The 13,732-nt window shown below is 60.4% G+C and carries 9 protein-coding genes and 1 rRNA gene; 4 read left to right on the top strand and 6 right to left on the bottom strand.

The window, feature by feature from the left end; genetic code table 11:
- Positions 1–154 precede the first annotated feature (154 nt).
- Positions 155–270 (top strand): 5S ribosomal RNA (gene rrf, locus FHW75_RS26540).
- 65 nt (positions 271–335) lie between these two features.
- On the opposite strand, the gene FHW75_RS26545 is transcribed toward rrf, so the two are convergent.
- The 4 genes from FHW75_RS26545 to FHW75_RS26560 all read right to left on the bottom strand — a co-directional run bounded on the left by FHW75_RS26545 (position 336) and on the right by FHW75_RS26560 (position 5,182).
- On the bottom strand, positions 336–2,801 hold the full coding sequence (locus FHW75_RS26545; RefSeq protein WP_050587796.1) for a TonB-dependent siderophore receptor: 2,466 nt from the start codon (positions 2,799–2,801) through the stop codon (positions 336–338).
- Between the two features lie 114 nt (positions 2,802–2,915).
- Positions 2,916–3,872, bottom strand: coding sequence for a FecR domain-containing protein (locus FHW75_RS26550; RefSeq protein ID WP_025755047.1), 957 nt, complete (start codon positions 3,870–3,872; stop codon positions 2,916–2,918).
- Between the two features lie 4 nt (positions 3,873–3,876).
- Positions 3,877–4,380, bottom strand: coding sequence for a sigma-70 family RNA polymerase sigma factor (locus tag FHW75_RS26555; RefSeq protein ID WP_019096315.1), 504 nt, complete (start codon positions 4,378–4,380; stop codon positions 3,877–3,879).
- A 112-nt stretch (positions 4,381–4,492) separates the two neighbouring features.
- Positions 4,493–5,182, bottom strand: coding sequence for a GntR family transcriptional regulator (locus FHW75_RS26560; RefSeq protein ID WP_019096314.1), 690 nt, complete (start codon positions 5,180–5,182; stop codon positions 4,493–4,495).
- 304 nt (positions 5,183–5,486) lie between these two features.
- Between FHW75_RS26560 and lapG the strand changes: the two genes are divergently transcribed.
- Positions 5,487–6,149: a cysteine protease LapG gene (gene lapG, locus FHW75_RS26565; RefSeq protein WP_221212589.1), complete on the top strand. Its 663-nt coding sequence runs from the start codon at positions 5,487–5,489 to the stop codon at positions 6,147–6,149.
- A gap of 10 nt (positions 6,150–6,159) precedes the next feature.
- Positions 6,160–8,106 carry a cyclic di-GMP receptor LapD gene (lapD, locus tag FHW75_RS26570; RefSeq protein WP_025755046.1) on the top strand — a complete coding sequence of 649 codons (1,947 nt, stop codon included), beginning with the start codon at positions 6,160–6,162 and terminating at the stop codon, positions 8,104–8,106.
- Between the two features lie 65 nt (positions 8,107–8,171).
- Here lapD and FHW75_RS26575 read toward each other — a convergent pair whose 3' ends face one another.
- Together FHW75_RS26575 and FHW75_RS26580 are read right to left on the bottom strand one after the other, a co-directional pair.
- Positions 8,172–9,530, bottom strand: a complete 1,359-nt coding sequence (locus tag FHW75_RS26575; protein ID WP_027609934.1) for an HlyD family type I secretion periplasmic adaptor subunit — start codon at positions 9,528–9,530, stop codon at positions 8,172–8,174.
- Between the two features lie 7 nt (positions 9,531–9,537).
- Entirely contained in the window at positions 9,538–11,694 is a 2,157-nt protein-coding gene (locus FHW75_RS26580; RefSeq protein ID WP_016714386.1) for a type I secretion system permease/ATPase, read from the bottom strand.
- Between the two features lie 962 nt (positions 11,695–12,656).
- On the opposite strand from FHW75_RS26580, the gene FHW75_RS26585 reads away from it, so the two are divergent.
- Positions 12,657–13,732: retention module-containing protein (locus tag FHW75_RS26585; protein ID WP_028614406.1), on the top strand; the 1,076-nt coding region annotated here is incomplete at its 3' end.

Genomic DNA, 13,732 nt, shown 5'->3' on the forward strand with positions numbered 1-13,732 from the left:
TGGTAGTGTGGGGTTTCCCCATGTGAGAGTAGGTCATCGTCAAGATTCATTTCGCAAAACCCCTATCTGCACATGCAGGTAGGGGTTTTGTCTTTAAGTAGGAACTACAGAGATTCGCAGGCACGTCCGAGTGACGGGCCAGCACACAGAATTTCTTGACGACCATAGAGCATTGGAACCACCTGATCCCATCCCGAACTCAGCAGTGAAACGATGCATCGCCGATGGTAGTGTGGGGTTTCCCCATGTGAGAGTAGGTCATCGTCAAGATTCAAACCCAAAGCCCCTGTCTGCACTGCAGACAGGGGCTTTGTCTTTTCCGGGTACCAATACCGTTAGAACTGATAGCTGACCGTGGCGCTGACGTTGCGTTCTTCACCCATGTAGCAGTAGTTCAGGCTGGCACAGGAAGTGATGTAGCTTTCGTTGGTAAGGTTGTTGGCGTTAAGGCGCACATCCACACCCTTGAGCCCCACCTTGCCCAGGTCATAGCCGATCGAGGCGTCGAACAAGGTGTAGGAAGGCACCTTCATGCTGTTTTCCGCATCCACCCAGCTGTACCCCACATACCGCACGCCACCGCCCAACCGCAGGCCATCCAGGGGCCCCTGGTGGATGTTGTAGTCGGCCCACAGCGAGAACATCTGCTTCGGCGCCTGGGTTGGCGAATTGCCTTTGTTGTCCAGGTTGCCCGACACCAGGCTCGGCATCGCCTTGGCGTACTCGATGTCGGTAAAGGTATAGCCACCCAACAGCTTCAAGCTGTCGGTCAGTTGCACATGCGCCTCCAGCTCTAGCCCCTGGGAACGTACTTTACCTACAGGGCGATAGAAGTCTTCGTCAGGCTGCTTGGACGCCAGGTTCTCTTGCTCGATACGGAATACCGATGCGGTAAACAAGTTGTCGCTGCCTGGCGGCTGGTACTTGATGCCAGCCTCCCATTGCGTGCCCTCCGTCGGTGCCAGCGGACGGCCTTCCTGGTCGGACACGGTATTGGGATTGAACGACTCCGAGTAGCTGACATAGGGTGCAATGCCGTTCTCGAACAGATAGAGCACCCCGGCCCGGGTAGTCATTTTGGAGCGCTGATCGCTGACCTTGGTATCGCTGTCGCGATTCTCTTCAGACACCTTCACCCAGTCCTGGCGCAGCCCCAAAGAAAAGCGCCACTGGTCCAGCTCTACCAAGTCCTGCAGGTACACGCCCGTTTGCTGCAAACGCCGCAGGTAGCGGTTCTCGCCCAGTACCTGAAGCTTGCCATTGCCATACTGCGCGCTTCCGGCATCCAACGGGTCGACCGTGCCATAACGCCAAGTGACGTCAGCCTTGCGCCGCTGGTAGTCGGTGCCCAACAGCAGGGTGTGTTTGGCAGCACCCGTGAAGAATTCCGCCTGCAGCATGTTGTCGATGATGTACGAATGCAGGCGCTCGTCGCCGCCGGTGTAGGCACGGTTGAGCATATTGCTGTCGGCGTCCGCCCAACCGGCCGAATACACCTGGTCCATGGATACGTCGGAATCCTGGTAGCGGAAGTTCTGCCGTGCGGTGAACACATCGTTGAAACGATGCTCGAACTGGTAGCTGAAGGACTGCTGTGTGCGCTCGTAGTTGTCGATGCCCGGCTCACCCTCGAAGAAGTGATCCGACAGGCGCAAGCCGTTGCGCTTGTGCAGCATGCCGTCTGCAGGGTTGCCGCCGTGGTAACCACCGTTAGGGTCATGCTGCAGATACGCTTGCAGTGTGAGCGACGTGTCTTCGGTGAAGTCGATGCTGATCGCCGGTGCAATGGCGTAGCGTTCTTCCTTGCTGTGGTCGAACTGTGTGTCGGAAGCATCCGCCAGGCCTGTCAGTCGATAAGCGATACGCTTGTCATCGTCCACAGGGCCGCTGAAATCAAAACCCGTCCCGCGCTGGCCCTGGGTACCAACCGTGGCCTGAACCTGATAGTAGGGGGTAAACAGTGGCTTCTTGGTGGTCAGGGCTACCAGGCCACCCGGTGAGCTTCGCCCGTACAGTACCGAAGACGGCCCCTTGAGAATGTCGATGCGCTCAAGGAAGTACGGGTCCACCTGCATGGTGCTGTAGGTGCCGTTGTCGCCCATGGACTTGAGCCCGTCGACATAGATGTTATCCACAGAGCCGTCGTTGAAGCCGCGCATGGCCACATAGTCGTAGCGGTGGGTCGCACCGTAAGGGTTAGTCAGTACTCCAGGCGTGTAGCGCATGGCCTGGGCAACGGTCTGTGAGCCCTGATCGTCCATCTGCTGGCGGGTAACCACCGACACCGATTGGGAGGTCTCGACCAACGGCATGCTGGTCTTGGTCGCCACCTGGCTGTGGGTGGCGTTGTAGCCCTCCATGCTGCCCAGTGCATTGCCGAGGGTGAAGCTACGGATATCAGTGTCGGGCAATGACAGTGCGGCGCTCTGGCGCTGTGCCTGCAGCACATAGCTACGTCCGTCCTGGCTGACGGCCTCCAGGCCGCTGCCATTGAGCAGTTGGCGCAGGGCCTGATCGTTAGCGTACTGCCCCTGTAGGCCGTTGGACTGCAGGCCATCGGTAAGCTGAGGCGTACTCGACAGGGTAATGCCGGCCTGGCGAGCGAACTGATTGAGCACCTCAGCGAGCTGGCCGGACGGGATTGCGTAGTGATGACTCATTTGGGCCGTTTCAGCTGCTACGGAAAGCTGCGAAGCGGATGCCAGGCCCAAGGCGGTTCCAAACAGGGCAGCCCGGATGGCTTGGCGTAAGCGTACCGATTGCAGGGCAGGTCGAAGATCGCTTGGTTGGAACGTGTGCATTAACAACGGGTTGATAGACATGAAGGGTCCGTTGGAGGGTTGAGGGCAGAAGGGGTCGCTTACTGTCCTAGCCGGACCGGGATTCAAAACCCGCCAGAAATCGATAAGGCCTTATCAGGCCAAGCGCTCTACACGTACCCACCAGCGTGTACGTTGACGAAGCTTCACGGGCAGCGTTTGCGGCAGCAACTGCAGCAGTTGCTCCGGGTCTTCGAGACGGAACACCCCCGACAAGCGCAGATCGGCAACCTCGTCGCTACAGCCCAGATAACCATGACGATAACGGCGGACCTGCGCGAGGAAGTCGGCCAAGCGCATGTCCTGGGTCACGATCAGCCCTTCGGCCCATGCCATCGCATCCATGTCCATGTGTGCGAGCCGGTGCGCGCCTTGAGCATCCAGGCGCCAGTTCTGTCCGCTTTCGATCCACAGCAGCTGGCCATTGCCAGGTCGATGAATCGCGACTTTGCCGTGGCTGACGCTTACGCGCGTACAGTCGCTGTCCTGGTAGGCCACAAAGCGCCCTTCGAATCCTTCCAGCAGCGCGTCACGTGTTTGTACCAGCAAGGAATGCCGAGGGCCGCAGGTGATCATCATCTCCCCGTGCTTCAGGCGGACCAGACGCTGTTGGTCACTGAAGGCCAGGTCCACTGCACTGTGGGTATTGAGTTGCATCAATGAGCCATCGGGCAGCGTGAACGCGCGTCGTTCGCCCGTGCCGGTGGCATAGTCCGAGGCCCATGCACTGACGGCATCGATGTCTTTGGCCAGCCATGTTGCCGACCCCGCCATGACAACGCCGCCGAGTAGCTTCAGCGCCTGCCGCCTGTGCAGGCGTTGCTGGCTGGTTTCCAGGGTTTGCAACGCCAGCCCGGCACCGGGTATGGCACGCAAGTCGAGGTCTTGATGCAGATGTGTAAGCCGTTGCCAGGCTCGCTCGTGTTCGAGCCGAGCATTGCGCCATTGTGCGCATTCCAATTGTAGAGCCGGGTCATGCCCGCTTTCACGAAGCCGTAGCATCCACTGGATGGCCTGCTTGACCACTTTTGCATCAGGGCGTGCGGCGGCCATCGCTTCAGCACTCGTCTTCGTAGCGCAGCACGTAGCAGTGGTAGAGCGCATCGGCAATGTAGCGTTCTACCGTGCGGACGGAGATTCCCATCTGTTCGGCGATGGCCTGGTGCTTCAGCCCCTCGCATTGGGCCAGCAGGAATGCGCGTCGTACCTTGGGTTTGAGGCCGTCGAGCATGCGTGCAATGCGCTCGAGCAACTCCAGCAGCAGCGCGCGGGTTTCTGCAGAGGGAGCCTGCGCTTCCGGTACATGGGCCAGCGCCTCCAGGTAGGCCCTGTGCAGCTCCTCGCGGCGCCAGTGATCGATTACCAGTCCACGCGCGACTGTGCGCAAGAAGGCCCGGGGAGCATTCAGCTGCAACTGCTCACGGCGCTGCAGCAGGCGTACGAAGGTGTCATGGGCAAGGTCTGCGGCATCGGCGGCGTTGCCGAGCTTGCCGCGCAACCAGTTGTGCAACCAACCGTGGTGGTCACTATAGAGCGTTTGCACGCAGTCGTTGCTGGGCATGGAGGAGGGCGCCGGCATCAATGGACATGAATGATAATTAGTCTCATTGTTGGCGGGGCAGGATCAATTTGCAACCCATCAGCTCGCGTCGCCCCCTCAAGCCGGCGACAGATTAACGCCCCAACTGTGTATCCAGGTAATTACGGATTACCCGCGCGCCACTATTGAGGTGCTGTTCCAGCACTGTTACCGCCTCATCGACCAGCTTGTCACTGGCCGCATCCACCAGTGCGTTGTGATCATCCTGGGTGAGTTTGCCCAAGCCCATGGAGGAAAGATGAAAACGCAGGAAGCGTTCTTCTTCGTTCAGTTCGTTCTCGATCAGGCGCAGCAGTTTTTTATTTGGCGCCTTGCTGTACAGCGACATGTGGAACAGGCGGTTCAGGCGGCCAATTTCGGCATGGCGGGTTTCGTTTTCCAGCAGTTGGATATACCCACGGGCGCTGGCGATGTCGCTGGCATCCAGCAGCGGGATGGACTGGCGCAGCGCCTCGCTCTCAAGCAGTACACGAAGGGCATAGGTGTCCACCGCATCCTCGCCGATCAACGGCGCAACCACCGCACCTTTGTGCATTTCCACTTTCAGCAGCGATTGTGCTTCCAGCTGGCGCAGGGCCTCGCGCACGGGCATGCGGCTGACGCCGAACAAGGTGGCGAGTTCTTGCTGGCGCACGGCAGTACCTGGTGGCAAGCGGCCATCGAGAATGGCGGTACGCAGGCGTTCTTCGATCACGCCACGGGCCTGGTGCGGCAACAGCTGCTCGCTGGCCAGCACATTGCTCAATTTGATTTTCTCGGCCACGCGACGTCTGCCTCAACGATGACTAAAGTTGGATCCAATGACACTAGTTACAGCCCATGGGGATTGTCAAACCTGTACCCGTGATGGAACGGGCGCCCCAAAAGCGCGGCTATGGTGGATGAAGTCGCCTGCCAAAGGAAGCGGCCTATAGAAGGTTATAAACAGAAAGTGTAGGCGGGCTGACAAGCGGGTGCATGATTGCAGCGTGCCATTGTCTTTTACTGTGGCAAGCCCCACCATCGCTGCTTTCGACTGATCTGAACAGGGCTTCGCAGTGGCGATATCCTGGGTGCTCAAAACCGTTATGCGACGTGTCGGCTTTGCCGCGCTGCTGGGCAGTCTGCTGCTGGGCGGCTTGCACGCGGATTGGGATTTTTCCCAGATCAGCCGCAAGTCGCAGGCCCTGTATGGCCCCTTGGGGGCCGGGAAGGGGCGCATCGATGCCTGGCAGAACCTGATGGCTACCCAGAAGCAGGGGGCTGAGCTTGAGCGGCTGCAAGTGGTCAACCGCTTCTTCAACCAGCAATTGCGCTATGTCGAAGACATCGACCTCTGGCATGAGGTCGATTACTGGGCCACACCGGTGCAGGCCTTGATCAAGGGCGCCGGGGACTGCGAAGACTACGCCATCGCCAAATATTTCAGCCTGCGGCGCATGGGCATCCCCAGCGAAAAACTGCGCATCACCTACGTAAAGGCGTTGCGACAGAACCGGGCACATATGGTGCTGACCTATTATTCAAGCCCACAGGCCCAGCCTTTGGTGCTCGATAGCCTGATGGACGCCATCAAGCCGGCCAGCCAGCGTACCGACCTGTTGCCGGTATACGCCTTCAATGGCGAGGGGTTGTGGCTGACGGGCGCCGCGGGCAACAAGAAGGTCGGCGATACCAAGCGGCTGTCACGCTGGCAGGATTTGCTGAAAAAAATGCAGGCCGAAGGGTTCCCGGCCGAGCCTGTTTACTGAAGGAGCACAGATGTCACTGTTCAAACAATTGCTGTTGGCCATTTGCCTGTTCCTGGTGGTCGCCTTCAGTGGCAGTTTCATGGTCAGCCTGGAAAGCTCGCGCAGCCAGTACGTCAACCAGCTGCGCTCGCATGCCCAGGATGCCGCGACCGCATTGGCGCTGTCACTGACGCCTAATATCGACGACCCGGCGATGGTCGAGCTGATGGTCAGTTCGATCTTCGACAGTGGTTACTACTCCAGCATCAAGGTCGTCGACCTGGGTTCCAATGCCGTGCTGGTGGAGCGTCACGCCGAGCCGGACCCTGGCGGTGTACCCCGCTGGTTCGTGAACCTTATCGGCCTGGAGGCTGCCGGCGGGGACGCCATCGTCAGCCGTGGCTGGCAGCAGGCCGCGCGCGTGGAAGTAATCAGCCACCCGATGTTCGCCATTGCCAAGCTCTGGCAAAGCGCTCTGGGCAGCCTGGGCTGGCTGCTGCTGTGCGGTGCGGCCAGTGCCGTGCTCGGTGCCTTGCTGCTGCGCCGCCAGTTGCGGCCGCTGGACTACATGGTCGAGCAATCCCACGCCATTGCCCGTCGCGAATTCCTAAGCCTGCCCGAGTTGCCGCGTACACCGGAGTTGCGCCGCGTGGTGCAGGCAATGAACCAGATGGTCGAGAAGCTCAAGGCTCTGTTCACCGAGCAGGCCGAGCGCAGCGAGCGGCTGCGTGCCGAGTCGTACCAGGACAGTTTGACTGGCCTGTCCAACCGCCGCTATTTCGAGATGCAGTTGAACACCCGGGTGAGCAACCTGGAAGAAGCGCGCGCGGGTTACCTGCTGTTGCTGCGCGTTCAAGGCCTGGCGGGTTTGAACGCCCGCCTGGGTGGCCAGCGCACCGACCAGTTGCTGCAAGCTGTGGGTGAGCAGTTGCGCCGTACCTGTGCCAGTTTCCCGGAAACCAACGACCTGATTTCCCGCAGCCGTGGCGGCGAGTTTGCCGTGCTGGCGCCGGGCATGGTGCATGAGGAAGCGGTACACCTTGCCCAGGCGCTGGAAGCGACGCTGCAGAGCCTGCACGAGACCGGCGCCAGTGATATCGACCCGGTTGCCTGCATCGGCCTTGCGCCGTTCAGCCCCGGTGATGCACCACAGGCGTTGCTCAAGCTTGCCGACGAAGCCCTGGCCCGTGCCGAAAACCAGCCGACGCCAGGCTGGGTGTGCCTTGAACAAGGCGTGGCTGCTGTTGCGGCGGACAGCCAGCACGACTGGCATGAGCGGCTTGACCAAGCCTTTATCAACGGGCATTTCGAACTGTTCTTCCAGCCCGTGGTGGACTCCGGCACGGCACAAGGGGTGTTGCACCACAAAGTGATTTCGCGCTTGAAGGATGGTCAGGGCGAGGCGTTGCCCGCGGGCCGCTTCCTGCCCTGGCTGGAACGCTTTGGCTGGATGCCACGGCTGGATGTGCTGGTGCTGGAGAAAGTGCTGGCGCACTTGCGTGGGCATGACCAGGTGCTGGCGCTGAACCTGTCTGCCGCCACGCTGGCCGACCCCAAGGCCCTGCAGCGCGTCTTCGAGCTGCTGGGCCAGAATACGGCCATGGGGCCTCGGCTGGTGTTTGAAATTGGTGAGGAGCAGTTGCCTGAGCAGGCGGCCCTGGAACACCTGACCCGGCGCCTGCACGCGCTTGGCTTTGGTCTGGCGCTGCAGCGTTTCGGTGGCCGCTTCAGCATGATCGGCAACCTGGCGCACCTGGGCCTGGCGTACCTGAAAATCGATGGCAGCTATATCCGCAACATCGACCAAGAGCAGCACAAGCGTCTGTTTATCGAAGCGATCCAGCGCGCGGCACACAGCATCGACCTGCCTTTGATTGCCGAGCGGGTCGAGACGGAAGGGGAGCGGCGGGTGTTGAAGGATATGGGTGTAGGCGGGATTCAGGGGCAGCTGGTTGGCGAACCTGCGCCCTGGCGTTAACTGAACCCGATCCCCTGTAGGAGCGGCACAAGGCCGCTCCTACAAAGAGCCGCGCAGACTTGCTATCACCGCTCGCGCAGCGCTTCCGAACGCGCCTTCATGATCGGCTTGAGCAGGTAGCTCATGATGGTCTTCTTGCCGGTCATGATATCCACCGTGGCCACCATCCCCGGAATGATCAGCAGCGGTTTCTCGTCAGTCCCCAGGTGGCTGCGATCGGTGCGCAGCTTGATCAGGTAATACGTGGTCTTCTTGTCTTCATCGGTGATGGTGTCTGCACCGATCTGTTCCAGCTTGGCCTTGAGCCCGCCGTAGATGGTGTAGTCATAGGCCGTGAACTTCACCGTCGCTTCCTGGCCTGGGTGCAGGAAGGCGATGTCCTTGGGCAGGATTTTCGCTTCGATGACCAGCGTGTCGTCCAGTGGCACGATCTCGACGATGTCGCTGCCTGGCTGGATTACCCCGCCAATGGTGTTCACCAGCAGCTGCTTGACGATACCGCGCACCGGTGAAGTGACCATGGTACGGTGTACCCGGTCGTCCAGTGCCTTACTGGTGGCGGTCGCCTTGTTCAGCTCGGTGCGTGCCTCGTTCAGCTGGGTCAATGCTTCGCTGCGGAACTTGCCACGGGTCTCTTCGATCTTGCTCTGTACCTCGCGGATGGCGGCCTCGGCACGCGGGATGGCCAGTGCGGTGGAGTCAAGCTGGCCGCGGTTTTCAACTTCGGCACGGCGCAGGCGCAGCACTTCTACCTGGGAAATCGCACCGGTTGCCACCAGCGGTTCGGACATGCCGATTTCCTTGCGCAGCAGCTCAAGGCTGTTGGCGTACTGGGCGCGTTTGGAGCTGTATTCACGCAGTTCCTGCTGGCGCTGGACCAGTTGCTGCTGCAGGCCGCCAATTTCGTCCTGCAGTTGCTGGCGCCGGCTCTGGTATAGCGACTCTTCACTGGCTGCCTGGCTGGGTGCGGCTTTGCGCAGTGCTTCGTCGATCTTGAGCGGGCTGTCCTGAACTTCCGCACTCAGTCGTTCGACCCGCAGGGCCATGGCCAGGCGATCTGCCTCGGTTTCACCGACGTTGGACGCGAAACGGGTTTCGTCCAGGCGCAGCAGCGGCTGGCCCACTTCTACGATCTGCCCTTCCTTGGCGAAGATCTCGGCGACGATGCCGCCTTCCAGGTTCTGGATCTTCTGCACCTTGGAAGACGGGATAGCCTTGCCTTCGCCCCGCGTGACCTCATCGATGGGCGCAACGCTGGCCCATACGATCATGAACACGAAGAACAGGATCACGCCCCAGATGGTCAGCCGTACCACCCTTGGCGCATCCTCGATCAGGGCTTTGTTCACCTCTGGCAGCGGCTGGCCGCCCAGTGAGTCGGAGCCCTTGAAATAGCGCCTCAGGCCATCCTTGAATTGCCCCATATCCAGCTTATGCAACACTGATCTGCCCCTTCTTCAGCGCATCCATGACCGCGGCTTTCGGGCCGTCGGCGACTATCTGTCCGCGATCGATCACGATCAGTCGGTCCACCAGCGACAGCAGCGAGGCACGGTGCGTGACCAACAGCACCGTCTTGCCCTCCACCACGGCTTGCAGGCGCTGTTTCAGGCGTTCTTCGCCCGTGTTGTCCATGGCGCTGGTCGGCTCATCCAGTAGCAGGAGCTGCGGGTTGAGCAGCAGCGCACGCCCCAGGGCAACGTTCTGCCGCTGGCCGCCGGACAGGTTCTGCCCGCGCTCCCCCACTTGCAGCTCGTAGCCGTCCGGGTGCAGGCGGGCGAATTCATGCACGCCTGCCAGCTCGGCAGCTTGCAGGATCAGTTCGTCCTCGATGTAGCGGGCACCGCTGACCAGGTTGTCGCGCAGCGTGCCAGCCAGCAGCTGGATGTCCTGCGGTACATAGCCGATGTTGTGGCGCAGTTCGCTGACGTCGATCTGGCGAATGTCCACACCATCGACCAGCAGTGAGCCGCCATTGGCCTCGTACAGGCCAACGATGAGCTTGGCCAGCGAGCTCTTGCCCGAGCCGCTGCGGCCAATGATGCCGACCTTCTCACCGGGGCGGATGGTCAGGTTGATGTTCTTCAGGGCCAGGTTCTGCTGGTTGGGATAGGTAAAATCGACCCCGCGGAACTCGACGCTACCCTGCAGCACCTTGCGGCTCAGCGGGCGCTCTTCGAAGTTGCGCTCTTGCGGCAGCTCCATCATATGGTCGGTGGAAACCATGGTCACCTTGGCCTGCTGGTAGCGGGCGAGCAGCCCGTTCAGCTGGCCCAGTGGGCCGAGCGCGCGGCCGCTGAGCATGTAGCAGGCCACCAGGCCACCCATGCTCAGGTTGCCATCGATGATCAGGTACACGCCGACGCAGATCATCGCCACGCCTGCCAGTTGCTGGATCAGCAGGGTGATGTTCATCGCCAGGCTAGACAGCACCTTCACCCTCAGCTCCAGGCGGCTGAGCGTACCGAGGGTCTGCTCCCACATGTACTGGCGTTCGCTCTCGGCGTTGTTGACCTTCACCGCATCCAGGCCGGCCAGGGTCTCGATCAGGCTGGACTGGCGCTCCGAGGCCAGGGCCATGGTCCGTTCCATGGTCGCCATCAGCGGCCGCTGCAGGGCGTAGCCGATGCCCAGGGCCAGTGGGAAGGCGATGACCGGGATCCATACAAGGTGCCCGCCAATGATGGCGATGACGACCAGGATCAGAATGGTGAAAGGCAGGTCGATCAGGCTGGTAAGCGTCAGCGACGCGAGGAAGTCGCGCAGGCCCTGGAACTCGTGAATGTTCTGGGCAAAGCTGCCCACCCGTGCCGGCCGGTACTTCATCGACATGCCGACGATGCGTTCGAACAGCGTTGCTGAAATGATCAGGTCGGTTTTCTTGCCGGCAAGGTCCAGGCACAGGCCGCGTAGGCCTTTGAGGATCAGGTCGAAAATGTAGGCGCCGGCGATGCCGACGGCCAGCACCCAAAGTGTCGACGTAGCCTGGTTAGGTACCACGCGGTCATACACGTTCATCACGAACAACGGCGCGGCCAAGGCAATCAGGTTGATCACCAGGCTGGCGGCGATGGCATCGATATAAAGCCACTTGCTGCGCAGCAGTGTGTCGCGGAACCACGACTTCGCCCGTGGGATCAGGTTGCCGTGGTTGACGTCGAACTTGTGTTGCGGTTGGGCAAAGAACACCCGGCCGCTGTAGTCGCTTTGCAGGGCTTCGCGGCTGACATGCACCTCACCACCGTCGCTCTCGCTGAGCAGCAGGCGTGCGGTATCTTCATTTTCCCAGCCCAGCAGGACGGCGCTGCGGCCTTCCTTGAGCAGCAACATGGCCGGCATGGCGATGCTCGGGATCTGCTCCAGCTTGCGTTGCAGCAGCCGCCCTTGCAGACCCGCCCGGGCGGCGGCGCGGGGCAGCAGCTCGGGGCTCAGACGCTGGGCGGGCAGCGGCAGGCCCGTGGTCAGCATGACCCGGCTGGCGGGTTTCTGGTGCAAGACACACAGGCTCAGCAGACTATCCAGCAAGGGATCGTCATGCTGACTGCGTGGATCGTGGCTGAGTTGGACTCGACTGACTTCAGATTCCACGCGGCGCTCTCTTCATCCTTGTGGTGGGTGGGGTGGGTGTGCCGCCATTCAGGTCTATCGGCTCACCCTGACGTTCAATGGTGCTGCAAAAAAGCTGGCCAATGGTCGCCTTGAATCGATACTGAGTAAACAATTCTACGTCGATATTGCTACTGCATAGGCGCTGCCATGCAGTGACTGTTTCATTTCTGATCCTGTTGGGGGTCCGTTTCATGTGCAGCATAGCCTGCCACCCAGACAACGCCGTTTGGGTGAGTGATCGGCTCGCGGGCTTGTCAGTAAACAGGCGCTAATTTGTTGACGTTTAAAAGCGGGCAGATCATTAAAATTCATCGCGCGAAGTGTGTTTGCTCGTTGAACCGTGGTTCTGTAATCACCGATGGTTTGCCATCATTCTCATGCCAGTATTCGCGTGCGGGTTCGCTATCTGTTTGATCTGCGGTAAATCGTTGTTGGTGGCCGCGATCAGTAGCAGGCTTGGTTGGCAAGGGCATGAGTGCGGCCCTGATTCTGCCTGGGTTTCAAACCTTTTTCCGGGCGACTTCAGGCAAGGTTTGTGCTTGTAAACGCGCACGTGCCTGGGGCAACGAAAGTGACCAGAATGTTGACGCCAACGACCTTGACGGTGGCCGATGGACGGTGCTTCTAAAGTGTGTAATGGCGTCTGCCCGTATGTGGAAAAGGCTACTGAACTTAACAGCCAGCGCATTTTTGATGATGTACGACATTGGTCCTCGGCAAACGGTTGGCTAAGGTACAAATATCAATGTGACATTACATTGCCGATTGTTTAGGATGGCCTGTATAAGGTCAATACTTTGGCAGTATTACGGTTTCAAAAAGTTATAGACGGAATGTTGACGCAAGAAAGCGTCAAGAGATCATCGACATAAGTTCCGCCTGAAGTGGCTTGCAGTGCCGCTCTGGCAGGGAAGTACCCATCGGGTCACACGGAGAGTCCAATGAGCAGCGTTGTAGCCATCGTCAAAAGCATTGTCGGCCAGGTTATTGCGGTATCCCCAGAGGGCATTCGTCGTGTGCTCATCGAGGGGGACCGCCTGTTGGCAGGTGAGGAAGTGCTCACTGGCCCGGGCGGGGCAGTGACTCTGGAGCTGGCCGATGGCCGTCTGCTTGACTTGGGCCGTGACAGCCAGTGGAGCGCCGATACGCCTGACAGCAGCACCGACCTGAGCCAGGCGACCGCACAGGCCGCGCCGTCGGTGGAAGAACTGCAGCAGGCGATCGCTGCGGGTGTCGACCCGACTACCGAGCTTGAAGCTACCGCAGCCGGTCCGTCGGCCGCAGGCGGTGGTGGCGCGCTGGGTGGTGGTCACAGCTTCGTGATGCTCGAAGAAACGGCGGGCCGGGTCGACCCCACCGTTGGATTCCCCACTGAAGGGCTGGGCTTTGCAGCCACGCTGGACAGTGAAGAAGTCGGCCTGCTGGGTGACACCAACAACAACCTGGTGACCACGCCGACGACGGACACCAACGTTGCTACCGACCTGATCCTTGGCGCCACTCCTTCCATCAGCGAAGCGGGTGGCGTAATTGTTTATACCGCCACGGTTGGACAGGCACCGACTACCAACCTGGTCATTACCCTGTCCAATGGCGCCGTGATCGTCATTCCGGCCGGGCAGACCAGCGGTAGTGTCAATGTCGTGGTCCCGGCGAACGATACACCGTATATCGACGGTGGGCAGATCTCGGCAACTGTCACCGGTGCAACCGGTGGCGGCGGTTTGACGGTGACATTGCCGCAAACGCCGGCGGTTACCCAAGTGACCGATACCATCGATACGACGACTGCGACACTGACTGCTTCGCCAAGCGTTACTGAAGGCGGCGTCATCACTTACACCGTAACCCTGAGCAACCCTGCCCAGACTCCGGTGACCGTGACCCTGTCCAATGGCCAGACCATCACCGTTGAGGCCGGCAAGACCCAGGGCAGCGTTGATTTCCAGACGCCTGCGAACGACGTTTACAACAACGGCTCGACCGTCAGCGTCACCATCGAAAACGCCACTGGCGG

Origin of the sequence: Pseudomonas sp. OG7 (assembly GCF_014192825.1) — a bacterium.
Classification (GTDB): Bacteria; Pseudomonadota; Gammaproteobacteria; order Pseudomonadales; family Pseudomonadaceae; genus Aquipseudomonas; species Aquipseudomonas monteilii.